The organism is Brevundimonas sp. (assembly GCF_036400995.1).
Lineage (GTDB): Bacteria > Pseudomonadota > Alphaproteobacteria > Caulobacterales > Caulobacteraceae > Brevundimonas.
Map to the genome: position 1 here is coordinate 17706 of NZ_DASWWG010000051.1, position 24010 is coordinate 41715.

Annotated in this window: 29 protein-coding genes; 15 read left to right on the forward strand and 14 right to left on the reverse strand. The window is 70.4% G+C overall.

Translation table 11 applies throughout. The features are described 5' to 3' along the window. The first annotated feature begins 89 nt into the window (after positions 1–89). The 4 genes from trmD to VGE03_RS06920 all read left to right on the forward strand — a co-directional run bounded on the left by trmD (position 90) and on the right by VGE03_RS06920 (position 2438). Positions 90–785, forward strand: coding sequence for a tRNA (guanosine(37)-N1)-methyltransferase TrmD (trmD, locus tag VGE03_RS06905; protein ID WP_331045738.1), 696 nt, complete (start codon positions 90–92; stop codon positions 783–785). A 58-nt stretch (positions 786–843) separates the two neighbouring features. Beyond that, positions 844–1266 (forward strand): 50S ribosomal protein L19, encoded by a 423-nt coding sequence (gene rplS / locus VGE03_RS06910; protein ID WP_331045739.1) that lies wholly within the window; start codon positions 844–846, stop codon positions 1264–1266. 201 nt (positions 1267–1467) lie between these two features. Further along, entirely contained in the window at positions 1468–1956 is a 489-nt protein-coding gene (locus tag VGE03_RS06915) for a surface-adhesin E family protein (RefSeq protein WP_331045740.1), read from the forward strand. A 5-nt stretch (positions 1957–1961) separates the two neighbouring features. After that, positions 1962–2438 carry a surface-adhesin E family protein gene (locus VGE03_RS06920; RefSeq protein ID WP_331045741.1) on the forward strand — a complete coding sequence of 159 codons (477 nt, stop codon included), beginning with the start codon at positions 1962–1964 and terminating at the stop codon, positions 2436–2438. A 6-nt stretch (positions 2439–2444) separates the two neighbouring features. Here VGE03_RS06920 and VGE03_RS06925 read toward each other — a convergent pair whose 3' ends face one another. The 5 genes from VGE03_RS06925 to VGE03_RS06945 all read right to left on the reverse strand — a co-directional run bounded on the left by VGE03_RS06925 (position 2445) and on the right by VGE03_RS06945 (position 7794). Then, positions 2445–2927: a PA2169 family four-helix-bundle protein gene (locus VGE03_RS06925; protein ID WP_331045742.1), complete on the reverse strand. Its 483-nt coding sequence runs from the start codon at positions 2925–2927 to the stop codon at positions 2445–2447. A 101-nt stretch (positions 2928–3028) separates the two neighbouring features. Continuing rightward, entirely contained in the window at positions 3029–3835 is an 807-nt protein-coding gene (locus VGE03_RS06930; RefSeq protein WP_331045743.1) for a tryptophan 2,3-dioxygenase, read from the reverse strand. A gap of 83 nt (positions 3836–3918) precedes the next feature. Further along, positions 3919–4287 (reverse strand): YdbL family protein, encoded by a 369-nt coding sequence (locus VGE03_RS06935; protein WP_331045744.1) that lies wholly within the window; start codon positions 4285–4287, stop codon positions 3919–3921. A gap of 32 nt (positions 4288–4319) precedes the next feature. Further along, positions 4320–4517: a YnbE family lipoprotein gene (locus VGE03_RS06940; RefSeq protein WP_331045745.1), complete on the reverse strand. Its 198-nt coding sequence runs from the start codon at positions 4515–4517 to the stop codon at positions 4320–4322. A 76-nt stretch (positions 4518–4593) separates the two neighbouring features. Further along, positions 4594–7794, reverse strand: coding sequence for an intermembrane phospholipid transport protein YdbH family protein (locus tag VGE03_RS06945; protein WP_331045746.1), 3201 nt, complete (start codon positions 7792–7794; stop codon positions 4594–4596). 440 nt (positions 7795–8234) lie between these two features. Here VGE03_RS06945 and VGE03_RS06950 point away from each other — a divergent pair, with 440 nt between their 5' ends. Continuing rightward, complete coding sequence (locus VGE03_RS06950; protein ID WP_331045747.1) at positions 8235–9557, forward strand: M23 family metallopeptidase; 1323 nt, start codon at positions 8235–8237, stop codon at positions 9555–9557. 288 nt (positions 9558–9845) lie between these two features. Beyond that, the gene (locus VGE03_RS06955; RefSeq protein ID WP_331045748.1) at positions 9846–10736 is read left to right on the forward strand and encodes an alpha/beta hydrolase; all 891 of its coding nucleotides are present in this window, start codon (positions 9846–9848) and stop codon (positions 10734–10736) included. A 28-nt stretch (positions 10737–10764) separates the two neighbouring features. Here the strand turns inward: VGE03_RS06955 and VGE03_RS06960 are convergent, their stop codons facing one another. Genes VGE03_RS06960 through VGE03_RS06970 form a run of 3 tightly spaced genes read right to left on the reverse strand, consistent with a single transcriptional unit; the run spans position 10765 to position 12713 of the window. After that, positions 10765–11430, reverse strand: coding sequence for a DUF2625 family protein (locus VGE03_RS06960; protein WP_331045749.1), 666 nt, complete (start codon positions 11428–11430; stop codon positions 10765–10767). A 6-nt stretch (positions 11431–11436) separates the two neighbouring features. Next, positions 11437–12069 carry a maleylacetoacetate isomerase gene (maiA, locus tag VGE03_RS06965; protein WP_331045750.1) on the reverse strand — a complete coding sequence of 211 codons (633 nt, stop codon included), beginning with the start codon at positions 12067–12069 and terminating at the stop codon, positions 11437–11439. Next, the gene (locus tag VGE03_RS06970) at positions 12066–12713 is read right to left on the reverse strand and encodes a fumarylacetoacetate hydrolase family protein (RefSeq protein ID WP_331045751.1); all 648 of its coding nucleotides are present in this window, start codon (positions 12711–12713) and stop codon (positions 12066–12068) included. The genes maiA and VGE03_RS06970 overlap by 4 nt, the downstream gene beginning before the upstream one ends. A gap of 204 nt (positions 12714–12917) precedes the next feature. Here VGE03_RS06970 and VGE03_RS06975 point away from each other — a divergent pair, with 204 nt between their 5' ends. The 4 genes from VGE03_RS06975 (at position 12918) to greA (ending at position 14511) form a co-directional block, all read left to right on the forward strand. Continuing rightward, on the forward strand, positions 12918–13298 hold the full coding sequence (locus tag VGE03_RS06975) for a glycine zipper domain-containing protein (RefSeq protein ID WP_331045752.1): 381 nt from the start codon (positions 12918–12920) through the stop codon (positions 13296–13298). 29 nt (positions 13299–13327) lie between these two features. Further along, a complete protein-coding gene (locus VGE03_RS06980) occupies positions 13328–13705 on the forward strand; it encodes a hypothetical protein (protein ID WP_331045753.1) in 378 nt (125 codons plus the stop codon). A 90-nt stretch (positions 13706–13795) separates the two neighbouring features. Further along, positions 13796–13960 (forward strand): DUF1328 family protein, encoded by a 165-nt coding sequence (locus VGE03_RS06985; RefSeq protein WP_331045754.1) that lies wholly within the window; start codon positions 13796–13798, stop codon positions 13958–13960. Between the two features lie 74 nt (positions 13961–14034). Beyond that, positions 14035–14511 carry a transcription elongation factor GreA gene (greA, locus tag VGE03_RS06990; protein WP_331045755.1) on the forward strand — a complete coding sequence of 159 codons (477 nt, stop codon included), beginning with the start codon at positions 14035–14037 and terminating at the stop codon, positions 14509–14511. Between the two features lie 7 nt (positions 14512–14518). Here greA and VGE03_RS06995 read toward each other — a convergent pair whose 3' ends face one another. Both VGE03_RS06995 and VGE03_RS07000 read right to left on the reverse strand, forming a co-directional pair. Continuing rightward, a complete protein-coding gene (locus tag VGE03_RS06995; protein WP_331045756.1) occupies positions 14519–15301 on the reverse strand; it encodes an SDR family oxidoreductase in 783 nt (260 codons plus the stop codon). Then, entirely contained in the window at positions 15301–15600 is a 300-nt protein-coding gene (locus VGE03_RS07000) for a 4a-hydroxytetrahydrobiopterin dehydratase (RefSeq protein ID WP_331045757.1), read from the reverse strand. Before VGE03_RS07000 ends, VGE03_RS06995 begins: the two co-directional genes overlap by 1 nt. A 119-nt stretch (positions 15601–15719) precedes the next feature. Here VGE03_RS07000 and VGE03_RS07005 point away from each other — a divergent pair, with 119 nt between their 5' ends. The 5 genes from VGE03_RS07005 to VGE03_RS07025 all read left to right on the forward strand — a co-directional run bounded on the left by VGE03_RS07005 (position 15720) and on the right by VGE03_RS07025 (position 20138). Beyond that, entirely contained in the window at positions 15720–16424 is a 705-nt protein-coding gene (locus tag VGE03_RS07005; RefSeq protein WP_331045758.1) for a Crp/Fnr family transcriptional regulator, read from the forward strand. A 63-nt stretch (positions 16425–16487) separates the two neighbouring features. Next, positions 16488–17267 (forward strand): class I SAM-dependent methyltransferase, encoded by a 780-nt coding sequence (locus VGE03_RS07010; protein ID WP_331045759.1) that lies wholly within the window; start codon positions 16488–16490, stop codon positions 17265–17267. Next, a complete protein-coding gene (gene ubiB / locus VGE03_RS07015; protein ID WP_414644904.1) occupies positions 17255–18856 on the forward strand; it encodes a 2-polyprenylphenol 6-hydroxylase in 1602 nt (533 codons plus the stop codon). The genes VGE03_RS07010 and ubiB overlap by 13 nt, the downstream gene beginning before the upstream one ends. 22 nt (positions 18857–18878) lie before the next feature. Continuing rightward, positions 18879–19334, forward strand: coding sequence for a hypothetical protein (locus VGE03_RS07020; RefSeq protein ID WP_331045760.1), 456 nt, complete (start codon positions 18879–18881; stop codon positions 19332–19334). 30 nt (positions 19335–19364) lie between these two features. Next, a complete protein-coding gene (locus tag VGE03_RS07025; protein ID WP_331045761.1) occupies positions 19365–20138 on the forward strand; it encodes a hypothetical protein in 774 nt (257 codons plus the stop codon). Between the two features lie 3 nt (positions 20139–20141). On the opposite strand, the gene arfB is transcribed toward VGE03_RS07025, so the two are convergent. The 4 genes from arfB to VGE03_RS07045 form a co-directional block, all read right to left on the reverse strand. Beyond that, positions 20142–20546, reverse strand: a complete 405-nt coding sequence (gene arfB / locus VGE03_RS07030; protein ID WP_331045762.1) for an alternative ribosome rescue aminoacyl-tRNA hydrolase ArfB — start codon at positions 20544–20546, stop codon at positions 20142–20144. Beyond that, entirely contained in the window at positions 20543–21004 is a 462-nt protein-coding gene (locus VGE03_RS07035) for a YaiI/YqxD family protein (protein ID WP_331045763.1), read from the reverse strand. The genes arfB and VGE03_RS07035 overlap by 4 nt, the downstream gene beginning before the upstream one ends. A 109-nt stretch (positions 21005–21113) precedes the next feature. Further along, positions 21114–22466, reverse strand: coding sequence for an amidohydrolase family protein (locus VGE03_RS07040; RefSeq protein WP_331045764.1), 1353 nt, complete (start codon positions 22464–22466; stop codon positions 21114–21116). Continuing rightward, positions 22466–23944 (reverse strand): amidohydrolase, encoded by a 1479-nt coding sequence (locus tag VGE03_RS07045; RefSeq protein ID WP_331045765.1) that lies wholly within the window; start codon positions 23942–23944, stop codon positions 22466–22468. The genes VGE03_RS07040 and VGE03_RS07045 overlap by 1 nt, the downstream gene beginning before the upstream one ends. Positions 23945–24010 lie beyond the last annotated feature (66 nt).

The following is a 24010-nucleotide window of genomic DNA, read 5'->3' on the forward strand; positions in this document are numbered from 1 at the left end:
CGAGGGGCGAGGGTCGAGGAAGAGTGGCGCTGACGCTCTCATTCGCCTAATGGCCCCTCTCGACCCTCGCCCCTCGCCCCTCGACCCCTATGTTCACCGCCACTGTCCTGACCATGTTCCCGGAAGCGTTTCCGGGGCCGCTCGGCGTGTCGCTGATCGGGACGGCGTGGCGCGAGAAGGGCTTCTGGAGCCTTGAAACGCTTGACATTCGGGCGTTCTCCGACGATAGGCGCGGCTTCCTGGACGACACCCCCGCGGGTGGCGGGTCAGGAGCCGTGCTTAAAGCGGACGTTGTGGCCCGGGCGGTGGATAGCCTTTCGGGACCGAAACGGCCGCTTTTGTACATGAGCGCCCGGGGTCGGCCCCTGACCCAGGCGCGGGTGAAGGAATGGGCCAAGGCGGACGGCATCGTCGTCCTTTGCGGCCGGTTCGAGGGGGTGGATCAGCGCGTGCTGGACGCGCGCGGGTTCGAGGAGGTCTCGGTCGGAGACGCGGTTCTCGCCGGTGGCGAGGCGGCGGCGATGGTCGCGATCGAGGCGTGCGTAAGACTGATCCCCGGAGTGCTCGGCGCGGCGGAAAGCCTGTCGTCCGAGAGTTTCGAGGACGGGCTTCTGGAATATCCGCAGTACACGCGACCGCGGACGTTCGAGGGGCAGGAGATCCCGGAGGTCCTGTTGTCCGGCGACCATAAAAAGGTCGCGCAGTGGCGTCAGGAGCAGCGGGAGATCACGACGCGGGAACGGCGACCCGACCTTTGGGCCGCCCACACCGCGAAGGACGACTAACGCGGAGCCCGCTCCGCCAATTCACAGCTAAAGGGCGCAAAAGCCCGAGGAGAACAGAATGAACATCCTTCAGACCCTGGCGGCCGAAGAGAAGGCCCGTCTGATCGAAACCCGCGCGATCCCCGACTTCCAGCCGGGCGACACCCTGCGCGTCAACGTGAAGATCAAGGAAGGCGAGCGCGAGCGCGTTCAGGCCTTCGAAGGCGTCTGCATCGCCCGCGCCGGCGGCGGCGTGAACGAGAACTTCACCGTCCGTAAGATTTCCTTCGGCGAGGGCGTCGAGCGCGTCTTCCCGATCCTGTCGCCGATGATCGAGTCGATCGAGGTGAAGCGTCGCGGCGTCGTGCGTCGCGCCAAGCTGTACTACCTGCGCGACCGTCGCGGTAAGTCGGCCCGTATCGCCGAGAAGCAAACCGTCCGCGCGCCGAAGGTGGCCGTGCCGGAAACCGGCAAGGCGGAAGCCGCCGAGACCGAAGCGTAAGCCGCCTCAGGTCGCTGAAATGACGAAGGCCCCGGTGGAAACGCCGGGGCCTTTTTCATGGCCGTCACAGACCGGCGACGGCCAGTCCGGCGGCGTTTCGGCCACGGCGGACAGGAATCGTCAGGACGATCAGCGGTTTAATGATTGCCGGAACTCGCGCGGCAAGGCACCTTGAGGGCCTGTTCCGGGGGAGACCGAACAATGCGCCTGCTGATCCTCGCCGCCGCCGCCGTCGCGGCCGTCTCAAGCCCTGCGCTGGCGCAGGATGTCCGCCCGATGGCGCCGCCGCCGGTGACGGCGCCGATCTATCCGGTGGACGGCAACGAGAATTACATGGTCTCCGTCGCCGGCGGCACCCTGACCCGTTCGGGTGACATCGCGCGGATCACGGTCATCGGGCTGAGCTCGGCGGGGATGAACGGCACGAACCCGATCGCCCGGCTGGACTCGGTCGACGAGTTCAACTGCAGCACCCGCCAGAGCCGCTCGACCGGGGTGGCCGCCTACCGCGCGGACGGCTCGCTGCTGGAATCCTTCGCCGAGAACACGCCGTGGGAAGCCATCAACCCCGACACGCCGAACGAAACCATGCTGACCTATGTCTGCGGCGGTGAACCGCCCGTTCCCACCGGGGCCGAAACCGTCGACCAGATCGCCGCCTTCTACCGTCAATGGCTGACCGAGCAGTGACCCGGATGCCCCGCACCCTTCTGATCGCCGCCGCCCTGCTGGCCTCGACCCCGGTCGCCGCCCAGGACGTCCCGCTTCCGGCCGGCCCGTTCCAGGTGGTCGGGCTGAGCCCTGAAATGAGCGGGGCCGTGTCCCTGCCCAGCGTTCGCCGCGAGGGCGAGATCGGCAGCGCCACCCTGGTCATGCTGATCGGCCCGGACATGGTCGACCAGATGTCGGGCATCGCGCGGATGGACCTCGACTATCAATTCCGTTGCGCGGCGAAGGAGTCGCGCACGGTCGCCGTCACCGCCTGGGCCGTCGACGGCAGCGTGATCGCGCGCCTGCCGGAAGAGGTGGCGGAATGGGAAGCGGTGAACCCCGGCAGCCCGAACGAGGCGACCCGCGCCTTCGTCTGTGACGGCGCATCGCTGGACGGGCCGAAGGTCAACACGGTCGAGGAATTCGTGGCCCTGAACCGGTCGACGACCGAGGGCCGCTAAGACTTCCTACTGCGGGAACAGCGGACTGGAGGCGTCGCGCTGACCCTCCAGACTGTGCCGCAGGCCGGTCAGGTCCTGCCCCCCACGCACCCGGTCGAAGGCGCGGCGGATGGTTTCGCGCGTCGTGGCCGAGATGTGGGAATCCTGCAGGGCCTTCTCGAACTGGCCCTTCACATGATCATCGGCGCCCTCGACCGCGCCGACGACGGTCAGCTCATCCCGCAGCAGGGCGTGTTTGACGTCGGTGAAGGCGCGCTGGGCCTTGGCCAGGAAGGAGCCGTCCGTGTCGGGCTCCCCGCCCAGTCCGCGGACGTTGGACGACAGGTCCTCGGCGATCACGCGCCGCTCCGCCTCGCGGCGGGCGAACAGGTCGCGGTGGCCCGGATCGTCGGTGCTGTCGACGGCGTCATGATAGCCGTCAGCGCTGTCGATCACGGTGCGGATCAGGCCGTTCAGGACCTGGATGTCGTGGCGATTGGCGTTGCTCATGGCGGGTCCTCCGGGGAGAGACCTGTAAAGCGTTCGCCTGCGGCGAAGGTTGCCCGCGCCGGCGGTTTACACGGGAATGTCAGGCCGCCGTCGGGGGCCGATCAAAGCTTCGTGCGCAGGGACCAGAGCTCCGGGAAGCAGCGCCGCTGGAGGGTCTCGGTCAGGTAGCCGACGCCGTCGGTGCCGCCGGTGCCGCGACGGCGGCCGATGATGCGCTCGACGGTCACGACATGCTTGTGCCGCCAGGTCAGCAGGGCGTCGTCCAGATCGACCAGCTTCTCCGCCAACTGGTAGAAGGGCCACCAGCGCTCGGTGTCCCGATAGACCTCCAGCCAGGCCGCCTCGACCGCTTCCGACGGCTCATAGGGCTTTGACACGTCGCGATTCAGGACCGCGACGGGCACCGGCAAGCCGGCGACGGCCAGCTGGGACAGGGCGTCGTCATAGAGGCTGGGGGCGTCGATGGCGGCCTTGAGGGCGGCATGGGCCTCGGGCCGCTCCTCGTGGAAGCGAAGGAAGCGGTCGTCCTTCAGCCCCAGCATCGACTCGAAGCGGCGGAACTGGTCGCTCTGGAAGCCCGAGGACGAGCCGAGCACACCGCGGAAGCGCAGATAGTCGGCGGGCGTCATGGTGGCCAGGATATCCCAGCTGAGGGTCATGACGGTCTGGATGCGGCTGACCCGGGCCAGCGACTTGTAGGCGGGCACCAGATCGCCCGCGCGGACGAGGGCCTGGGCCAGGGCCACCTCGTGCAGGATCTGCTTGAGCCACAGTTCCTTGGTCTGGTGGATGATGACGAACAGCATCTCGTCGTGCTGGTCGGACAGCGGATGCTGGGCGGCGAGCAGGTCGTCGAGCGCCAGATAGCCGGCGTAGGTAATCGAGGACGGCGGGGCTGTTTCGGTCATGGCGACCGTATCGCCCGCGCACCGTTCGGGCTCAAGGCCCTTCTCCCTCCGCCCGGCGGGGGAGGGAGGATCAGGCCGTCAGATCAGCGACGGACCCACTGGCCCTGGGCGTTGCGGTACCACTGGCCCGAGCTGACGCGCGGAAGGAGCTGGGTCTCGAACATGCGGACCCCGGCGTCGGCCTCGGTGGCGCCGCCGCCGGCTTCGGCGGCCGACTGGGCGTAGAGGGTGCGGCGGCCGGCGTTGGTGGCGCGGACCGCGGCGGTCAGGGCGGCGTCCGACGACGGGACGCGGAAGCCGACGTAGCCGTCGGACTGTTCGCCGACCACGCCCTCGGCCTTGGCCGCATCGATCAGGGCCTTCTGCTGGGCGGTCTGGGCGAAGGCCGCGCCCGCGGCGACGCCGAGGGCCGCGACGGCGGCGACCATGACGAAGACTTTGCGGAAGGACATCGGACGGGACCCTTTCTCGGTACGCAGGCGCATCAGAACAGGTTCGGGTTTTCGGCCAGGAGGTTCTGAAGCTCCCGGTCGAGGCGGACGCGGATGTCCGCGTCGAGTCTGGCGTTGATCTGGATCGGATCGACCTGCAGGCGGACGGTGGGCGTGCAGGCGCCCGCACCGACAGCTACGGCGGCCAGGCCGAGCAGGGCGACGGTTCTGCGCGTCTTCGTCCGGGTCATGAGGACTCTCCGATTGATCCTCGGCGACTTAACGCGAACGAGGGTGAACGGGTTCTGAACGGCGAAGGCGGCCTGATCAAGGCGTCGTTTCGTCCGGTGACGGTTGATCCGGACGACCGTTGCGCGCGCGATCCAGCGCCATCAGGTCGCTGATCAGCTGGTTGAGGTTCAGCGAGGCGTCCAGCGTCAGGTCGATGCCGGTGTCGGACGGCAGGGGCAGTTCGCGGTTCAGGAACTCGCGCGTGATGAACTCGACCACCGGAATGCGCAGCTCCTGCCGTTGGGGCGGGTCGTGGCGGCCGCGAATGCGGAACAGGACGCCCAGCCGGCCTTCATCCAGACTGTTCACCTGGGCGGACAGGATGTCGAAGGCCAGGTTCTCCATGGCCTGGTAGGCCAGGTCCTCAACGGTGTTGGGCGGAAGCTCCTCGCCGCCGCCCTCGGCCTCCAGACCGGCGAGCGCCGTGCGGGGGATCGACAGGCGGCCCGGCTGGTCGGCCTCGAGGCTGCCGCCGACGATGCGGACGCCGTCGGTCGGGTTCCAGCTGAACGGCAGGCGGCCCGAGACCACGGCGTCCAGGCTGACCTTGTCGCCGAAGCCGGAGTCGGTGATCACCTGACCCAGCTGGACGGACTCGACCACGATCACGCCGGTGAAGCCCTGCTTGACGTCCAGCGGGATGGACAGGGGCTCGACCCGGATGATCCCGCCGGCGATGCTGAGGTCCGCGCCCTCGACGGTGAGGGCGGCCTTGTCGAGGCCGAAGACCAGATCGACGTCGGTCAGCGGGGCGACCGCCTCGACCACATCGGCGTGCAGGGTCTGGCCCGGGGCGGCCTCCAGCGGGGCCAGGCTGGTGAAATCGATCACGCCGCGCAGGCCCTTCACCGGACCGGCCGGGCTGGTGAAGTCCAGGCCCGGGATGGTCAGGCGGCCCGAGCTGGTCCCCTCGGCGTCGGCGCGCCAGTCGATGCGGCCGTTGAAGCTGACCGAACCCGTGGCCGGCGAGCCGACGAGGCCTTCCACCATCGGACTGAGCGCCGAGGGCTGAAGCCCGCCCTCGGCGAAGACGATAGACGGGGCGTCGATGGTCAGACCGCCCATGCCGGCCCGGCCGTCGTGCGCCAGGGTGAGGCGGCCGAGGGTGGTGCCGCCGTTCCGCAGGTCGAAGGCGCCGGTCCAGCGGTCGTTCGCCAGCCCGGCCGACCCGACGGCGGTCATCGGGTTGAAGCGGGCCGGATCGGTGGCGTCGACCACGGTGGCGCGGCTGACCCGGGCCTGAAGGCCGACGCCGCGCGGGCCGCCGGTGGCCGCGAGGCTGCCTTCGGCGTCGCGGAAATGCAGGGCGAGGAAGGGAGCGGAGGCGCTGACGCCCGACAGGGCCCCGTCGGCGCGCCAGCCTCCGTCGCGCACCTCGAACAGCGGCCGGCCCGCGGGGCAGAAGCGGCCCGAGATGTCGGTGACGTCGCTTTCGTCCAGCTCGAGCCGTTCGACAGTCAGGGGGATACAGCCGGCGGCGACATAGGTCACCCGGCCGCCGGCCGAGGCCAGCTCGCCCCGGGTCTGCAGGGCGATGCCGCGCGCCAGGCCGAAGTCCAGGGCGGCGCGGCCGTCCAGGGTGGCGGTGAACCCGCCGTCGGTCAGCGACCAGCGCGGGATGTCGAACGCGGCCTCGGGCAGGCCCCGGCCTCGCGTGGCGGTCAGGGACAGGGCGCCGCCGCCGCGCTCGCCCCGGGCGGCGCTGAAGATCGGCCCCGCGCCGGGACGCAGGGTCAGCACCCCGCCGTTGGCGGGGGTAAGGGTCGCCGGACGATCCAGGGTCACCCGGGTTCCGGACCCGCCCGCCGACACGGTGAAGGCGGGGACGTCGACCGAGAAGGCGGACAGGGCCCGCTTCATCTCCGCCAGTTCCGGGATGTCGTCCCGGGTCGGGGCACCGAACAGGGGCCAGGCGCCCCGCGCCGCGCGCAGGCCGCCGGAGACGTCCACCCGCAGGGCGCCGTCGGCGACCATTTCGAACCGGGCCGAGCCGCGCGCGCCGGACAGGGACAGGTCGTCCATGGCCAGCCGGTCCGCGGTCAGGGCCACCGGCCCCTGCGCCTCCATGGCCGCCCCGCGTCCGCCCGCGATCAGACGGCCGGAGGTCAGGCGGACGCCGGACCCCGCGAGGCTTCCGGTCTCGATCCGGCTTGCGGTCGCCTCGGCGGGACCCTCGATCCGCCAGCCGATCCCCTCGCCGTTGCGGTCCAGAACCGTGGCGGCGTCGGTCAGGCGCAGGCGCGCGCCCTGTCCGCCGACGGCGCCCTCCAGCCGCCCGGCCCGGACGTCGGCGGTGGTGCGGCCGTCGATTCGGAAGGTCTCGATCCAGCCGGAGGTCTGGCCGACGAAGGACAGGGCGGCCGCGACCTCGCCGGCCCCGCTGTCGCCGGCCGCCAGCCGGTCCGCGTTGAGGGTCACATCCAGACGGGCCTGTCCGTCGCCGCGACGGGTCTTCAGGTCCGGATAGGGCAGGTCGCCGGTCAGGGTCAGACGCGCGCCCTCCCCGCCCACGCCCGGCAGACGGGCCGAGGCGGCCGAGGCGGTGGCGCGCAGGGCCACCCGGTCGCCGGTCGTGGTCAGGTCGACGGTGGCCGCCAGACCCCGGGCGTCGATGCGGTCGCCGCTGCGCAGGGCCGTCGCCGGCATGCGGGCGGCCAGACGCATCAGCTTGCCGTCCTCGACGCGGGCGTCGCCCAGCACATCGGCGGGGCCGTAGTCGGTCATCAGCCGGACCCGGGCGTTCTCGACCAGCACCAGCGGAGCGCGGCTGTCCGGTCCCGGCGGACGGCCGGTGAACTTCTCGATGAGGGGGTCCAGCGAGCCGAAGGACACCTTGCCGCCGCGCAGGCTGACCCGGGCCACCGGGCGCAGCAGGCGGATGCGGCTCGGCGTCACGCCCAGTCCCTGACGCGACCAGGGCGTCCCCAGCGCATAATCGACCTCGACGCGTTCGACGGTCACGTCCGGGTTCCGCGGATCGCCGATGCGGACGCGGGCGACGACCCCGTCCAGCTCGACCTTTTCGATATCGACGTCGGCCGGGACGCCCTCGCGTTCAAGCCAGCCGACCAGCACCTGACGGGTGACGGCGCGGCGGTTCAGCCAGGCCAGGGCGGCCAGAACCAGAAGCACGCACAGCACGATCCCGGCGACGCCGAGGAGGCGGCGGATCACCGGACGGGCGCGGCGTTTGTCCGGACGGGGGGTTCCGGGGGCGGGGGAAGCCGTATCGCTCATGCCCTTCGTCCTTTAGCGGCACAGACGGCCGGGCGGGAAGAGAGATGAGCAAAACAACGCCCCGGTTGAGCAGAATGCACGTGGCGCAAGCGACACAGGATAGTGGCGTATCGGCAACTTTGAGTGAAACGAGAGTCGGTCGCAACGACCGCCCGCGCCGCACTCCCAATAGAGTACAGTTCAGTTGCGAATACTGTTGAGCTCATCTCAGATGATCTGGCTCCTCACGCAGGCTTTACCGGCGAGTACGGCCGCGGTTAACGCCCTGTAACGATCTGGCTTCCCATGATGGGACGGACGGGCTATATGGCGCGTCTCGCGTCGGGCGGTTCCTGTGGGGGGCGGTCCGGCGTGATCCTTGCTTTCAGTGGCTTTGGCGCCGGGCCGGCGTCGTCGTTTGTCGGGGTTCGATGGCTCAGTTCGATCCACGTCGCCAACCGATGCGCATCGCGCCTCACGCCCTGACGGCGGTGGCTGCGGTCTCGGTGGCGCTGCTTGCCGGACGCGTATACCAACCCGTGAAGGCGGAAGAGGCTCCCCCCCTCACCGCCAGCCAGATCGCCATGCTGGAGGCCCAGGCCTTCGCCGCGGGCGGCGCCCCGGCCGGCATGACCGCCCCGGAGGCCATTCCGGTCCAGATCCGTCGGGGCGAGACCTTCGAGGAAGCCGTTCGCCGCACGGGCATCGCCGCCGAGGAAGCCTCGGCCGTCGCCGCCACCCTGTCGAACGCCATGGACGTCAGCTCCATGCCGGCCGGCCAGAAGTTCGAAACCGCCATTTCCAAGCCGCGCGGCGGCCGGGGCGACGCCCGCCTGATCGGCCTGACGATGCGCACCGGTCCGGCCAGCCAGGTCACCGTGTCGCGCAGCTTCGACGGCGCCCTGCGCCTGCGCGCGCTGGAAGAGAAGGTGACCCACGAGACCGTCGTCCTGAACGGCAAGGTCGAGGGCTCGCTGTCGCGCACCGCCCGTCGCGAGGGCGCGCCCGCCGGGATCGCCCGCACCGCCGGCCGTCTGTTCTCGCACAAGTTCGACATGGACCGGGACATCAAGTCGGACGACGAGTTCACCTACGTCTTCGACCGCACGGTCACCGAGAACGGCCGCACCATCGGCTCGGGCGAACTGCTGTACGCCCGCCTGAAGGGCGTCACCTTCTATCGCTTCAAGCCCGCCGGGGCCCGTGAAGCCCAGTATTTCGACGCCACCGGCAAGAACACCCGCTCGGCCTTCATGCGCACGCCGCTGGAGCGGGGCTTCCGCATCTCGTCGTCGTTCGGCTTCCGCCGTCACCCGATCGCGGGGTTCCGCAAGATGCACCAGGGCATCGACTTCGCCGCCGGCATGGGCACGCCCGTCGTCGCCCCCGCCGACGGGGTTGTGGTCGAGGCCCGCCGCTGGGGCGGTTACGGCAACTGGCTCCGCATCCGTCACCCGAACGGTCTGGAGACCGGCTACGGCCACCTGTCGCGTTACGCCTCGGGCATCCGCGCCGGCCAGCGCGTGCGTCAGGGCCAGGTGGTCGCCTACGTCGGTTCGACCGGAGCCTCGACCGGTCCGCACCTGCACTACGAAATCTGGCGCGGCGGCCAGCGGATCAATCCGGCCGGCGTCCGCACCACCGAGGGCACCGTCCTTTCGGGCTCCGACCTGGCCGCCTTCCGCGCCGAGAAGGCACGGATCGACCGGATCATCGCCGCCGGGGGCGAACGCCGCACCCAGCAACCGACCATGGCCGGGGGCCTGCGTCCCGCCCGGACCTGATCGGGCGGTAACGGCACACGAAAGAGAAGGCCCGGACGGCTCGCCGCTCCGGGCCTTTCCGATTCTGGGCCGCTCCGTCGGCTGGCGGATGGGAAGTGGCTAGTGGTTAGTGGCTGGCTGGCAGCCTGCGGCCGCGCGGTCTGCGCCGCCCTTCCGCAACCGGCGACGCCGCCATCCACTAGCCACTAGCCACTAATCACTTCACCGCACCGCTGCGTCCTTCTGTGTCTCAGACAGCGATCCCGCGCCCTTCATCATGGCGCCGCAATCGGCCGGGAGAACGGGGGCATGCAGGCTAGGCGCGATTTCCTGATCGGACTGACGGCGGCGACGGCGGGCGCCGTGACGGCCTCACGCGCCCAGGCGCGGGCGGCCTTCGCCTCGCGCCGGATCACCGTGGAGACCCGCGGGCGCGGACCGGACCTGATCCTGATCCCCGGCCTGGCCTCGACCGCCGCCATCTGGCGTTCGACCGCCGACCGGCTGGCCGGGAAATACCGGCTGCATCTGGTTTCGGTGCGGGGCTTCGGCGACCTGCCGGCGCAGGCCAACGCCGACGGGGCGGTCCTAGGCGCCGTGGCCGGAGAGGTGCTGCGCTACATCACCGAAAGCCGGCTGAACCGGCCCGCCATCATCGGCCATTCGATGGGCGGCCAGATCGGGCTGCGGGTGGCGTCGGACTGGCCGTGGGCGGTGGGACGGCTGATGACTGTGGATTCCTCGCCCTTCTTCGCGGCCCTGATCAGCCCGCAGGCGACGGTGCGCGACGTCCAGCCGATCGCCCAGGTGGCCTATCAGGCGATCCAGTTCCTCGGGGACGAGGCGCTGCAGGCCCAGGGCCGCTCGGTCGGGCTGGAACTGGGCGGGGCGACCGACAGCCTGTTCAGCGGCATCGGCTGGCAGGGCGGCGACCGGCAGGTGCTGGCCCAGTCCCTGTACGAGGTGATGACCATCGACCTGCGCCCCCGCCTGCCCCGGATCACCGCCCCGGTGACCGTGGTGTATGGCTGGAGCTCCGACCGCAACTCGCCCCGCGGCCACGCCGACGGCCTGTTCCGCAACGCCTACGCCCGCCTGCCCAGCCCGGCGGTGTTCGAACGGATCGAGGGCGCGGAGCATATGGTGATGATCGACCAGCCGACCCGGTTCGTGGCGGCGGTGGACCGGTTCATGGGGTGAGGGCGATCTCCAGCCCGACTGCCGATCCTCAGCCGACGCCGAAACCACAGACGTCGAGGCGTTGCCTCAGGCTTTCCTCGGCATCCACGATGCGCACGCTCGGTCGACCCGACTTCGCTTCCCGCGTCCACAGGAAGGGGTAGAAGGAAAAGGTCTCGTCGAAGGCCGGTCGCGGCAACGCCGTATACTCAGGCAGGTCCGCCAACGGTCCGTAGAGCTGGGCCAAGTCGCCGGTCAGGCACCAAGACACAAAGTCTGTATGACCAACGCCGAGCGGGACCCAGACCGTATCGTCGGCGGCGAGATGGAACACCTCTCCTTGCCCAGCGGCGCCAAATCGTCCGCCGTTGAGCGCGAACAGGCCGCCAAGAACATCGTCGGCCACGACGAGGACATCGGGATACTGCCCATCGAGCGGGCGACCGACCGCCTCGGCGGTTCGAAGAAGCGACCGGCCGCTGCCTGAACCCAGAAGCCGCAGAAGACCGTCGGCGACCGAGACCCCGCCCGTCTCATAGGCCATAGCGCCGAGCATGGAGCGTGTTGTGACCTGCAGAGCCAACAGGGTGTCTGCCCGCAAGGCTTCGTCTGGTGGAAGCAGCGCCGCGCTGTTGCCTGCGGGGTCTTCAATCCAGCCTTGCAGGAGAGGGAGCGCCGGCTCGCGCTGCTCCACCAGTTCCGAAAGACTGCGCATAGCGTATCACCCCGCGTCCGGCTGGTTGTCCGGATTCGCGGCGACGAAAGCCGGGTGCGCCCGCGCCGCCTCGTCGATGGCCAGCAGGCGTGGGAAGGCGTCCAGCGGGACGTTGAAGCGGCCCGCCGAATAGATCTGCGGGATCAGGTAGCAGTCGGCCAGGGTCGGGGCGTCGCCGTAGCTCCAGCCGGCGCCGTGGCGGGCGACGAGGGCTTCGAGCGCCTCGAAGCCGGGCAAGATCCAGCGGGCGGCCCAGGCGTCGACGGCGGCCTGATCGGCGCCGAAGCCCTCGCGCAGGGCCTTGCCGACACGCAGGTTGTTCAGCGGATGGATGTCGCAGCCGATCAGGGCGGCCATGGCCCGGACGTGGGCGCGGCCGATGGCGTCGGACGGCAGCAGGGCGGGGGCCGGATGCGTCTCCTCCAGCCATTCGAGGATGGCCGGGCTCTGGGTCAGGACGGCGCCGTCAACCTCGAGCGCCGGGACCATGCCCTGCGGGTTCAGCGCGACATAGGCCGGGTCCTTCTGGGCGCCTGTGCGCAGGTCGTGACCCTGCTGCTCATAGGATAGCCCCTTGAGTTCCAGGGCGATGCGGGTGCGATACGCGGCGCCCGAGCGCCAGTAGCCGTGCAGGATCATCGCGCGGCCACCGTGAAGCGGAGCGACGGCAGGCCGCCGATGGTCGCCTCGACCACATCGCCGGGGACCAGCGGACCAACGCCCTCGGGCGTGCCGGTGAAGATCAGGTCGCCCGCCTGCACGTCCCAGAGCTCGCGGGCCTTGGCGAGGATTTCGTCGGGGCTCCAGATCATGTCGTCCAGCCGGCCGGTCTGGCGGACCTCGCCGTTGACGCGCAGTTCGATGGGGGCGGCGGGGTCGGGCAGGGCGCCGGGGCGGATGGCCGCGCAGGGCGCCGACTGGTCGAACCCCTTGGAGGCGTCCCACGGCCGTCCGGCCTTCTTGGCCTCGGCCTGAAGATCGCGGCGGGTCAGGTCGCAGCCGACCGCCCAGCCGATGACGCCCTCGGGTCCGACGGCGCAGACCAGTTCGACCTCATGATGCAGGTTCTGCGTGACCGTCGGATAGACCGGGTCGGCGCCGTCCGTGACCACCGCGTCGGCGGGCTTGGTGAAGAAGAAGGGCTCGGCCCGATCGTGCCCCATCTCGCGCGCATGGGCGGCGTAGTTCTGGCCCACGCAGAGGATACGGCGCACCGGGAAGCGGGCGTCGCTGTCGCTGATCGGCAGGGACGGAGTCGGGGCGGGGGGGAAGAGCCAGGGCATGTGAGGTTCTGGGTTCTAGGGGTCAGGTTTCAGGGGAGTAGCGCACCGCGGGTCCTGCGCACAGCCGCACGCTCTCCCTTACCCCTAGAACCTAGAACCCGCCCCCTTCTCAATGCTGCACCGCGGGAACCGCGACGTCAGAGTGGCGTTCCGGCTCAGGGTTCTCTATCTAACCGTCAAGCTTGACCAAACGGAGCGCGCATCATGGCGACGACCAAGGCGGCCCGGGCCGCCGTTAAGAACGATCTGAACACGCTGAAGGACGACCTGAAGGTCCTCGGCTCGGAAGAAAAAGCCGCCCTGCGCGAGAAGGCGTCGGCCGCCGACGCCCGCCTGCGCGCCAAGGCCGCCGAGACCGAAGCCCGTCTGCGCGAGCAGGCCGGCGTGCTGCGCGAACGCGCCCGCGGCTATTACGACGAGGCCCGGGTGAAGGGTCGCGAGTACTATGACGACGCGTCGGAACGCTTCGACGAAGCCCAGCGCTACCTGACCGAACGGGTCCAGGAGCGTCCGATCCAGTCGACCGCCATCGCGCTCGGCGTCGGCGTCGTGCTCGGCCTGCTGCTCGCCGGTCGCCGCCGCTGATGTTCGGCGGGGGGCTGGCCAGGGGTCTGGTGAAGAAAGCCGTCGCGGCCGCCGTGGCGGCCGGGGCGGCGCTGGTCGCCATCCTCTTCCTGGGGGTGGCGATCTTCTACGGTCTGGCGATGGTCATGCCGGGGTTCGCCGCCGCGGCGATCACCTTCCTGCTGTTCGCCCTGGTCGCGGCCATCGTGGCCCTGGTCTTCCTGCGCTCTGAAGGCGAGGACGACGAGGAGGAGGAAGAGCCCGCCGGCCTCGGCGAGCGGGCCTTCATGCTGTTCCGTGAACGTCCGATCCTGGGCACGGCCGCGGCCCTGGCCGGCGGCTGGATTTTCCTGCGAAATCCGGCGCTTGCCAGTCTCGTGGCGGCGGCCTTCACCGAGAAGTCGCACACCGGACGTCGCCGCCGCTGAGCGGGAACCGCTTCGCTTCCCGACGGTTGGTCTGACAGGTGCGGCGACGAGCCGCCCCCTGTTGAACAATCGCTCTGGAAGGAACCGCTCATGCTTCGCTGGGCCCTTATCTTTCTGGTGCTCGCCCTCGTCGCCGGCGCCCTCGGCGCCGGTGGTGTGGCGGGCATCTCGATGAACATCGCCTATGTGCTGTTCGTCGTTTTCCTGATCCTGCTGGTGGTGAGCTTCATCACCGGACGAGGGCGACGGGTCTGACGACCCTCACCTCTCGTGAGACAAAAAGGGCCGTGGTCTTCCGACCACGGCCTTTTTCACATAGCTGGTAACCCATGAGCGTCGCCTTCACCCGTGAGGAAGACCTGGAGGCCACGGCCGCCGATCTTCCCGACCGTCCGATCTCCCCGCACCCCAACCTCGTCACCCCGGAGGGGCTGGCGTTGATCGAGGCCGCGCTGGCCGAGGCGCGGGCGGCCTATGCGGCGGCGCAGGCGGCGGGCTCGATCGAGACGGACCGCACCCCGATGGCCCGGGCGGCGCGGGACCTGCGCTACTGGTCGGCGCGGCGGGCCTCGGCCCAGTTGGTCGAGACCGGGGCCGACGGCCGCGTGCGCTTCGGCGGCTCGGTCACCATTGAACGCGAGGACGGCCGCACCCAGACCTGGCGGATCACCGGCGAGGACGAGGCCGACCCGGCGAAGGGCTCGGTCAGCCACGTCTCGCCGCTGGCCCGCGCCCTCGTCGGCAAGCGGGTCGGGGACGAGGCTGTCGTCGCGGGTCAGTCGGTCGAGGTGATCGCGGTCGACTGACCGGCGACTATTGGGCCAGCATGCCGCCGTCGATGACGAACTCGGTCCCGGTGATGAATTTGGATTCGTCCGAGGCCAGGTAGAGGACGGCGTAGGCCACGTCATCCGGTTCGCCGATCCGCTTCAGCGGGATGCCGCGGGCCAGCCGCTCGTGCGCCTTGTCCTCGTCCCCGCCCGCCATGGCGATGAAGGGGTCGAGGATCGGGGTCTTGATGAAGACCGGATGCACCGAGTTGCAGCGCACGTTCCAGTCCATCTTGGCCGCCTCGAGCGCGATGGTCTTGGAGTACATCCAGACGCCCGCCTTGGTGGCGTTGTAGGCGCCCATGCCCGGGGCGGCGGCGAGGCCGGCCACCGAGGAGATGTTGACGATCGAGGCCGGGGCGGCGGCGCGCAGATGCGCCATGGCGTGCTTGGTCCCCAGCATGATGGAACGCAGGTTGATCTCGTACTGGCGCTGCCAGTTCTCGACGGTGTCCTGCTCGACGAAGCTGAGCGGACCGCCGATGCCCGCGTTGTTCACCAGCACCGACAGGCCGCCCATCGCCGAGACGGCGGCGTCGATGACCGAGATCCACTGGTCCTCGGACGTCACATCCTGCCGGAAAGCGAAGGCGCTGCCGGGATGGTCGGTGTTGATGGCGTCGGCGAGCGCCTGCACGCCCTCCAGATTGACGTCGGTGACGGCGACCTTCGCCCCCTCGCGCGCCAGCATGTGGGCCATGGCCGTGCCCAGACCGCCGGCGGCCCCGGTGATCAGGACCGTCTTGTTCGCAACCCGTCCGGCCATCACTTCGCTCCCATCGCAGCGGCCGCCTCGTCGATGAAGCGCGCCATGTCCGTGTCCCGTTTCGTCACCCCGCCCGCGTCATGGGTGGTCAGCAGCACCTCGACCCGGTTGTAGACGTTCGACCATTCCGGATGGTGATCGACCTTCTCCGCCAGCAGGGCGACGCGGGTCATGAAGCCGAAGGCGGCGTTGAAGTCGGCGAAGGTCAGGGACCGGGCGATGGACGGCCGCGCATCGTCCGCCTTCCGCCAGAGCGGCAGGCCCTTCAGGGCTTCCGCGACGTCAATCTGTTCCGGCATCGTTCCCTCCGTTTTTTCCGGCGTAACCCGCCCTTGGCCCGGCCACAAGCGACCGGTGCAGGAACGCAGGACGAAGCTTGGGCGTTACCGAGCGTCGCCATTCGACAGAGGAGGACGTCATGGACAATCTGTGGATCAGCGCCCTTCCCGCCGCGGACCGCAAACGGATCGAGCCCCACCTGAACGAACGCCCGTTCGCCCAGGGGCAGATGCTGTACGACGCCGGCGAAGCGCTGGACGAGGTGTGGTTCCCCCTGAACGGGGTCGTTTCGCTGATGACCGTGCTGTCGGAAGATCACATGGTCGAGACCGCCGCCATCGGCCGGGAAGGTCTGGTCGGCGTGACCTGCGGGCCGCTGAACGCCCGCGCGTCGAGCCGCGCCATCGCCCAGCTGGATGGCTCTGCCGCCTGCTGCCCGGCGGACGTGTTCTCGGACGCCCTGAGCCGCAGCGAGGCCATGCGCGAGGCCCTGTCCCGCTTCACCGAAAGCCTTTTCGCCCAGGTCCAGCAGACCGCCGCCTGCAACGCCCAGCACCGTCTGGACGAACGCATGGCCCGCTGGCTGCTGACCCTGCATGACCGCGCCGACGGCGACCGGGTCCGGCTGACCCAGTCCGACATCGCCGGCATGCTGGGCGTGCGGCGCGCCACGGTGTCGGAAGTCGGCTCCGAGATCGAGGGCAAGGGCCTGATCCGTCGCGGTCGCGGCTGGATCGAGGTGCTGGACCGCCCCGGCCTGGAGAAGGCCTCGTGCGGTTGCTACGCCCTGATATCGTCGGTGATGAAGGACCTCGGTGTGCCGCGTCCGAACCACGGTCACTGAGCGGCGGCGACTGCGGCCACACAGACGGATGACGCGGCCCCGGCGAAGCGGTAGAGCGTGAGCATGACCGACGCCTCCCCCAATCCGTCTGGCAAGACGTCCTCCTTCGGCTTCCGCGACGTGGACGCGAAGGAAAAGGTGCGCATGGTGCGCGGCGTGTTCGACAGCGTGGCGTCGAACTATGACCTGATGAACGACCTGATGAGCGCGGGCGTGCACCGGCTCTGGAAGGATGCGGCGGCGGCCAAGCTGAACCCGCGTCCGGGCGAGACCATCCTGGATGTCGCGGGCGGCACCGGCGACATGTCGCGTCGCTATTCGAAGATGGCGCGCGCGGCCCAGCTACGCATGGGCGGCGATGACGCGAAGGTCATCGTGCTGGACTACAACGCCGAGATGATCATGGCGGGCGTCCACAAGGGCGGCGAGCCGGAGATGAGCTGGACCGTCGGCGACGCGATGGCCCTGCCCCTGCCCGACGCCTCGGTCGACGCCTATTCGATCAGCTTCGGCATCCGCAATGTCGCCGACGTGCCGCAGGCCCTGCGCGAGGCGCGCCGGGTGCTGAAGCCCGGCGGCCGCTTCCTGTGCCTGGAGTTCTCGCGCCCGACCTCCGGCGCCATCCGCAAGGCCTATGACGCCTGGTCCTTCCACGCCATCCCGCGCATCGGCGAATGGGTGGCCAAGGATCGCGACAGCTACCAGTACCTGGTCGAGAGCATCCGCCGATTCCCGGACCAGCCGACCTTCAAGCGGATGATCGAGGAGGCCGGCTTCAGCCGCGTCACCGTGACCAACCTGTCGGGCGGGGTCGCCGCCATCCACCACGGGTGGGCGATCTGAGCTTGAAGATCGATCCGGCCACGCCGCCTCCGCCCCCGGCCGCCGTGCCGGTGCGCGACCCCGTTGGGGCGTCCCTGCGCCTGCTGGGCTGGCTGGGCGTGCTGATCCGCCACGACGCCCTGGCGCCGCGCGAAATCACGCCCCTGTTGCCCGTCTGGGCGCGCTGGATCGCGCATCTGCTGCACCTGTTCGCCGGCCGGGAAGGCCGCGAGGGCCGACCGGGCCAGCGGCTGGGCAAGGCGTTCGAGCATCTGGGGCCGGTCGCCATCAAGCTGGGACAGGTGCTGGCCACCCGCGCCGACATCTTCGGCGTCGAGTTCGCCCGCGATCTGGGCCGCCTGAAGGACGCCCTGCCGCCCTTCCCGCTGGATCAGGCGCGGCGGGAGGTCGAGCGGTCGCTGGGCCGTCCGGTCGAGGCCCTGTTCACCGAGTTCGGTCCGGCCGTCGCCGCCGCCTCGCTGGCCCAGGCGCACCCGGCCCGGCTGGCGGACGGCCGCAAGGTGGCGGTGAAGATTCTCCGGCCCGGCGTGGAGCGCCGGGTGGCGCACGGACTGGACTCGATGCGTCTCGCCGCCCGGATGGCGGTGAAATGCGTGCCGGTCGCGCGGCGGCTGGAGCCGTCAGCCTTCGTGGAGACCATCGCCCGCGCCCTGACGCTGGAGCTGGACATGCGGCTGGAAGCCGCCGCCGCCTCCGAGCTGAAGGAGATCATGGCCAAGCCCGACGCCCAGGGCGTCACCGGCCATATGGACGCCCCGGCGGTGATCTGGGACGGGGTCGGCAAGCGGGTGCTGACGCTGGAGTGGGCGACCGGCCTGCCGCTGACCGATCCGAACGCCATCCTGCAGCCGGGACTGGACGTGAACGCCCTGGCCGACAACGTGGTGCGCTCGTTCCTGTCGCAGGCGCTGGACCACGGGGCGTTCCACGCGGACCTGCACGAGGGCAATCTGTTCTGCCACGCGCCCGCCGAGCTGACGGCGATCGACTTCGGCATCGTCGGACGGCTGGGACCGGCCGAGCGGCGCTATCTGGCCGAGATCCTGTGGGGCTTCATCAGCCGCGACTATGACCGCATCGCCCGGGTCCATTTCGAGGCCGGCTATGTGCCGAAGGAACATTCGGTCGAGGCCTTCGCCCAGGCCCTGCGCGCGGTCGGCGAGCCGGTCATCGGCAAGCAGGCCTCACAGGTGTCGATGGGCCGTCTGCTGGGCCAGCTGTTCGAGATCACCGACCTGTTCGACATGCACCTGCGGCCCGAGCTGATCCTGCTGCAGAAGACCATGGTGTCGGTCGAGGGGGTGGCGCGCCGCCTGAACCCCGACCATGACCTGTGGGCCGCCGCCCAGCCGGTGGTCGAGCGCTGGATCCGGCGCGAACTGGGGCCCCAGGCCCAGATCCGCGACGCGCTGGACGAGCTGCGGGCGACCCTGAAGGCGCTGGCGAAGCTGGCGCAGAACCCGCCGCAGGCGCAGACCGTTATCGTGCGCGAGGCCCGGACGCCGGTCTGGGTCATCGTTTGTGTCACCGTTGCAATATGCGCCTCCGCGGCCGCCCTTGTTCTGTCGCTTTGGCCTTCCATCGTCTGAACCGTCCCCGGGAGACGCCTGTATGAAGTTCCTCGCTCCGGCCGCCGTGATCGGCCTGGCCCTGATCGCCGCCCCGCTGTCCGCCCAGGCCCAGGTGGCCGCGGGCGCCCTGCCCAACAGCTTCGACAACCCCGCTCGTCCGGCCGCCGCCGCCCCGGCCGCGCCCGCCGTTCCGGTCGTCACCACCCCCGCGAATCCGCAGTCCGAGGATACGCTGCGCACCATAATCGCGGGCGCGCAGGCGGGCTCGATCGACTATTCCCTGATGACCGACGGCCTGGCCGAGCGTGTGCGTCGCCAGGAGGCCCAGCTGGCCCCGGTGATCCGCGGCTTCGGCGCCGTGCAGGCCGTGGACTTCGTGGGCAGCCAGAACGGCGCCGACCTGTTCGTGATCACCTTCGCCAATGCGACGACCCAATGGGTGATCGGCTTCGAGGGCGACAAGGTCGCCGCCCTGCTGTTCCGCCCCGCCGAATAATCCCTCCCCCGCCCTTCCGGAGCCCGCCCCATGCCTGCGTTCAACGTGAGCACGACCCCGCTTGTCCTGTCCCTGGCCGCCGTTCTGGCCGGGTGCGCGGGAGGCCCAGGGGGCCCGGGCGGACCCGGCGGACCGGGCGGTCCCTTCGGCCCTCCGGAAGCGCCGCGGCCGTCGCTGTTCATCAGTCCGTTCGGCGAGCCCTTCCTGGCGGAGCCCGGCCAACCCTACGGCTCGACGGCCTGGTTCACGGGCGCCGACCATGACGGCGACGGGGCGGTGACGCTGGAAGAGTTCACCCGGGACGGCCAGCGCTATTTCGCTGTGCTGGACACCGATCGCGACGGTCGCCTGAACCAGATCGAGCTGGCCGCCTACGAGGAGAGCCTGCGCCGCTTCGGCGGGATGGGCATGGGCCGCCGGGGCCCCGACGGCCCGCGTGGACGCGACGGCTTCCCCACCATCAATGTGCCCGGTCCGGCGGGCGGCGGGGAGGACATCCCGCTGGCCGACACCTCGACCCTGGGCGTCGCGCCCCAGCAGACCCGTCCGGGCAGCCATCTGGGCCGGGGACGCGGCGGCGGCGGCCCGGTCGGCTACGGCGCGGTGGCCGACGCGGGCTTCTTCAACCTGCCCCAGCCGGTGAAGTCGGCGGACGTCAACATCGACCAGCGGGTCACCACCGACGAATGGGCGCAGGCGACGCAGCGCTGGTTCTGGTCCCTGGACACGGACCGCGACGGCAAGCTGACGCTCGCCACCCTGCCGGTGACCCCGGCGCAGGCGGCGGCGAACCGGCGGCGTTGAAGCTCAATCGGTCAGGCGGGGCTTGCCCCGCCCGCTCTTGATCGTCGACCGCTTGGCCTTGCCGTCCAGCCGCCGCTCCTTCGAGGCGCGGGTGGGTCTGGTCGGCACGCGAAAGACCGGCTTGATCGAGGCCTGATCGACCAGCTCCTGCAGGCGGCCTATGGCGTCGGCCCGATTGCGCTCCTGGGTCCGGAAACGGACGGCGGTGATCAGGATTTCGCCGTTCAGGGTCGCCCGGCTGCCCGCCAGCTTGAGCAGGCGTTCACGCACCGGATCGGTCAGGGACGGCGAGTTTCGGGCGTCGAAGCGCAGCTGGACGCTGGTCGAGACCTTGTTGACGTTCTGGCCGCCGGGTCCGCCCGCGCGGAAGAAGCGGAACTCCAGCTCGTCCTCGGGGATGACGGTCATGCCAGCGCCCGCCTGGCGACGACCACCGCCTTGTCCAAGGCCTGCAGGAAGTTGGAGCGGTCCTTCGGACCGAAGGGCGGCGGGCCGGAGGTCTGCAGCCCCATGGAGCGCATGTGCTCGCCCACCATCCGCCCGGCGAGGGCCGAGCCGATGGAGTCCGGGGTGAAGGGCGTGCCGTTGGACTTGATCGCCTGCGCCCCAGCCTGGAGGCAGCGGTCGGCCAGGGGGATGTCCTGGGTGATGACGATGTCGCCCTTGCCCGCCCGCTCGGCGATCCAGTCGTCGGCGATGTCCGGCCCGGCGTCGACCACCACCTGCTCGATCCACGGATCGCGGCGGGTGTTGATCCAGCCGTTGGAGACCACGAACACCTTCAGCCCGTAGCGCTCGGCCACCCGATAGACCTCGTCCTTCACCGGGCAGGCGTCGGCGTCGATGAAGATGCGGGGGGAGGACATGAGAGGGTCGAGGGTCGGGATTCGAGGATCGAGGGAAGGCGGCGGAAGCATTTACCGCCCCGCTACTCCCTTCCCTATCACCTCGACCCTCGCCCCTCGACCCTAATCCCTACCGGCCGTAGGCCGGCGGCAGCGCGCCTTCGCCGCCGTCGCGGTAGCGATCGCGCAGCAGGAACTGGCGGCTGGTCGGGGCCTGTTCCTGGCCGTTGATCCAGATCTGCTCGGCCAGGCTGAGCGGCTCCAGCGGATCGCCCGACCAGATGACCACGTCGGCGGCGGCGCCGGGGCGCAGCTCCCCGAACTGACCGGCCATGCCGAAGATCTTGGCCGGATTGACCGTGATGGCCTCGATCGCCGCCTCATAGGGCAGGCCGTGCGAGACGGCGTTGCCGGCGTTGTAGCGGGTCTCGCGGGCGCGGTGGATCGAGCCCTCGTTGCCCTTGATGGCGATGACCACGCCCGCCGCATCCAACGCCGCCGCGTTCTGCATCCGCGCGCCGCGCGTCTCCAGATTGCCGGGCAGGTTGGAGATCGGGTTCAGCAGGACCGGGACGCCTGCGGCGGCGATCTGGTCGGCGACCAGCCAGCCTTCCTCGGCGCCGTCGAGGATGATCCTGATCCCCTCCTCGCGGGCGAGGCGCAGGACCTGCTGGATGTCGGCCGCGCGGCGCACGGTGACGATCAGCGGCATCCGGCCCTCGACCACGGGGATCAGCGCTTCCAGATCGGCGCGCGACAGGCTGAGATCGCGAACGTCGCCGCGGTCATAGGCCGCCCGGTTGCGGGCGTAGAGGCGCACCTCGGTCAGGGTCTCGCGGAACTGGGTGAACTCGGCGCCGCGGGCGCCGCCGGCGACCCCGGCCCCGGCCTCGCCGAAGGGCGCGACCTGGGCGACGCGGGCGCGGACGAGGATGTCGTTGCCCTGACCCAGATGGATGACCGCCGCCTGCCCGGCGAACAGGCTGGGCGACTGCAGCCCCGCGTGACCGACGCCGGCGAAGTCGCTGTCGTCCTGGTGGTTATGGCCGCCCGAGCCGCCCGGATGGTTGGGCACCACCACCGCGCGGGTGATGCCGCCGAGGCGGGCCACCGGCAGGGTGAAGGACCACGGATCGAGGCCGTAGGAGACGTCGAAGGCGGCGCTGATGGTGTTGGCGCCGTTGGACAGGTCGTCCGAGCCGCCGACCGACGAGATTTCCGACCCGCCGAGGCCGCTGTCGACCGCGACGAAGCCGGGGGCGACGACCTTGCCGCGCGCGTCGATGATCCGGGCGCCCGAGGGGGCGGCGCCGGTTCCGACCGAGACGACCCGGCCGTTCTGGATGACCACCGTGCCGTTCTCGATGACGGACGAACCGGTCAGGACGCGGCCGCCGGTGATGGCGGTCAGGTCCTGCGCGAGGGCGGGCGTGGACAGGGCGACGACCGAGGCCGCCGCGAGGATCAGGCTCTTGAGGCGCATCAGCGGGCTCCCTGCGGGACGTTGGCGGCGCGCAGGCCGTAGCCGGGCTGACCCAGTTCATAGTCGGACACCGGCTGATAGGCCGGGTTGGCGCGGTCAAAGGCCAGGCCGCCGTCGATGAAGACCTGATCGGCGCGGGCGTAGATCGAGAAGGGATCGGCGCTCCAGATCACCACGTCGGCGCGCTTGCCGGCCTCCAGCGAGCCGGTCTGGTCGGCGATGCCGAGCGACCGGGCCGGGTTCAGGGTGATCCAGCTGATCGCCCGCTCCTCCGGGATGTCCATGCCGATGCGGCGACCGGCGGCCAGGGCTGCGGCGGCCTCCTGGTTGAGGCGCTGGGTCAGTTCGGCGTCGTCCGAGTGGATGACGGCGCACGAGCCCGGCTGGGCGTCGACGAGGGCGGCGTTGGCCTCGACCGCGTCGAGGGCCTCCATCTTGAAGCCCCACCAGCCGGTCCACATGTCGGCGCAAATGCCTTCACGGGCCAGCAGCGGCGCCAGCTTGTAGGCCTCAATGGCGTGGTGGAAGGCCGTGATCTTGAAGCCGAACTCCTTCGACAGATCGATCATCATCGCCATCTCGTCGGCGCGGTAGCAGTGGTTCTGCACCAGGATCGAGCCGTCCAGCACCCCGGCCAGGGTCTCGAGCTGCAGGTTGCGGGTGGGCGGCGAGCCCTCGCCCGACTGGCGCCACCTGTCCCATTTGTCCTTGTAGTCGCGGGCGGCGATGAAGGCGGCGCGATAGCCGGCCATATTGCCCATGCCCGTCGCCGGGCTCTGGTTGCGGCCGCCATAGACGCGCGAGGGGTTCTCGCCGCAGGCCATCTTCAGGCCGTAGGGCGCGCCCGGCATCTTCATGCCCTGCATGGTCACCGACGGAATGTTGCGCACGGTCACGCCGCGGCCGCCGAACAGATTGGCCGAGCCGGGCAGGATCTGGAGGGTGGTCACCCCGCCGGCGCGGGCGGTGTTGAAGCCCGGGTCCTGCGGCCACAGGCTGTGCTCGGCCCAGACCTGCGCCGTATTGGGGCTGGTGGCCTCGTTGCCGTCGCTCATCCCCTGCACGCCCGGCGAGGGATAGACGCCCAGGTGGGAGTGGACGTCGATGATGCCCGGGGTCACGAAGCGGCCGTTGGCCTGCACCGTGCGATAGCCGGCCGGAATGGCGGTCGAGGCGTCGCCGACGGCGGCCACGCGCCCGTCGGTGACCACGACCACGCCGTTCTCGAACCGGCGGCCCGCGCCGTCCAGCACCGTGCCGCCGACGATGGCGAAATTGTCCCGCGGCAGGCCGCGATAGGTCGAGGGGAAGGGATCGGGATTGGCGGCGTAGTCCAGGCCCGCCGGCAGCGCCTGCCGCTCGCGCGGCGCGGCGGCGGCGTCACCCTGCGATCCGCTGCTTCCGGTGGTGGCGCAGGCCCCCAGGGCCAGCACGGCGATAGTGGCGAGGCTGGCGCCCCCCAGGCGTCGAAGTCTCATGTACAGCTCCCCTGAAGCTCACTCGGGCGCCGTGCGGTGCAGGGCGGCGCGAACTCGGGGCGGATT

Bases quoted from the DNA above. Each gene is read 5' to 3' on its own strand.
- VGE03_RS06915 (WP_331045740.1), top strand. From the start codon at position 1,468: ATGCGCCTGCTGATCCTCGCCGCCGCCGCCGTCGCGGCCGTCTCAAGC.
- arfB (WP_331045762.1), bottom strand. From the start codon at position 20,546: ATGACCGTCATCCCCGAGGACGAGCTGGAGTTCCGCTTCTTCCGCGCG.
- VGE03_RS06970 (WP_331045751.1), bottom strand. From the start codon at position 12,713: ATGCCCTGGCTCTTCCCCCCCGCCCCGACTCCGTCCCTGCCGATCAGC.
- trmD (WP_331045738.1), top strand. From the start codon at position 90: ATGTTCACCGCCACTGTCCTGACCATGTTCCCGGAAGCGTTTCCGGGG.
- VGE03_RS06920 (WP_331045741.1), top strand. From the start codon at position 1,962: ATGCCCCGCACCCTTCTGATCGCCGCCGCCCTGCTGGCCTCGACCCCG.
- VGE03_RS07020 (WP_331045760.1), top strand. From the start codon at position 18,879: ATGAAGTTCCTCGCTCCGGCCGCCGTGATCGGCCTGGCCCTGATCGCC.
- VGE03_RS06955 (WP_331045748.1), top strand. From the start codon at position 9,846: ATGCAGGCTAGGCGCGATTTCCTGATCGGACTGACGGCGGCGACGGCG.
- VGE03_RS07045 (WP_331045765.1), bottom strand. From the start codon at position 23,944: ATGAGACTTCGACGCCTGGGGGGCGCCAGCCTCGCCACTATCGCCGTG.
- VGE03_RS06995 (WP_331045756.1), bottom strand. From the start codon at position 15,301: ATGGCCGGACGGGTTGCGAACAAGACGGTCCTGATCACCGGGGCCGCC.
- VGE03_RS07035 (WP_331045763.1), bottom strand. From the start codon at position 21,004: ATGTCCTCCCCCCGCATCTTCATCGACGCCGACGCCTGCCCGGTGAAG.
- VGE03_RS06945 (WP_331045746.1), bottom strand. From the start codon at position 7,794: ATGAGCGATACGGCTTCCCCCGCCCCCGGAACCCCCCGTCCGGACAAA.
- VGE03_RS07025 (WP_331045761.1), top strand. From the start codon at position 19,365: ATGCCTGCGTTCAACGTGAGCACGACCCCGCTTGTCCTGTCCCTGGCC.
- VGE03_RS06940 (WP_331045745.1), bottom strand. From the start codon at position 4,517: ATGACCCGGACGAAGACGCGCAGAACCGTCGCCCTGCTCGGCCTGGCC.
- VGE03_RS06925 (WP_331045742.1), bottom strand. From the start codon at position 2,927: ATGAGCAACGCCAATCGCCACGACATCCAGGTCCTGAACGGCCTGATC.
- VGE03_RS06985 (WP_331045754.1), top strand. From the start codon at position 13,796: ATGCTTCGCTGGGCCCTTATCTTTCTGGTGCTCGCCCTCGTCGCCGGC.
- rplS (WP_331045739.1), top strand. From the start codon at position 844: ATGAACATCCTTCAGACCCTGGCGGCCGAAGAGAAGGCCCGTCTGATC.
- maiA (WP_331045750.1), bottom strand. From the start codon at position 12,069: ATGATCCTGCACGGCTACTGGCGCTCGGGCGCCGCGTATCGCACCCGC.
- VGE03_RS07040 (WP_331045764.1), bottom strand. From the start codon at position 22,466: ATGCGCCTCAAGAGCCTGATCCTCGCGGCGGCCTCGGTCGTCGCCCTG.
- VGE03_RS07005 (WP_331045758.1), top strand. From the start codon at position 15,720: ATGGACAATCTGTGGATCAGCGCCCTTCCCGCCGCGGACCGCAAACGG.
- VGE03_RS06930 (WP_331045743.1), bottom strand. From the start codon at position 3,835: ATGACCGAAACAGCCCCGCCGTCCTCGATTACCTACGCCGGCTATCTG.
- VGE03_RS07000 (WP_331045757.1), bottom strand. From the start codon at position 15,600: ATGCCGGAACAGATTGACGTCGCGGAAGCCCTGAAGGGCCTGCCGCTC.
- VGE03_RS07010 (WP_331045759.1), top strand. From the start codon at position 16,488: ATGACCGACGCCTCCCCCAATCCGTCTGGCAAGACGTCCTCCTTCGGC.
- VGE03_RS06935 (WP_331045744.1), bottom strand. From the start codon at position 4,287: ATGTCCTTCCGCAAAGTCTTCGTCATGGTCGCCGCCGTCGCGGCCCTC.
- VGE03_RS06960 (WP_331045749.1), bottom strand. From the start codon at position 11,430: ATGCGCAGTCTTTCGGAACTGGTGGAGCAGCGCGAGCCGGCGCTCCCT.
- VGE03_RS06975 (WP_331045752.1), top strand. From the start codon at position 12,918: ATGGCGACGACCAAGGCGGCCCGGGCCGCCGTTAAGAACGATCTGAAC.
- VGE03_RS06950 (WP_331045747.1), top strand. From the start codon at position 8,235: ATGCGCATCGCGCCTCACGCCCTGACGGCGGTGGCTGCGGTCTCGGTG.
- greA (WP_331045755.1), top strand. From the start codon at position 14,035: ATGAGCGTCGCCTTCACCCGTGAGGAAGACCTGGAGGCCACGGCCGCC.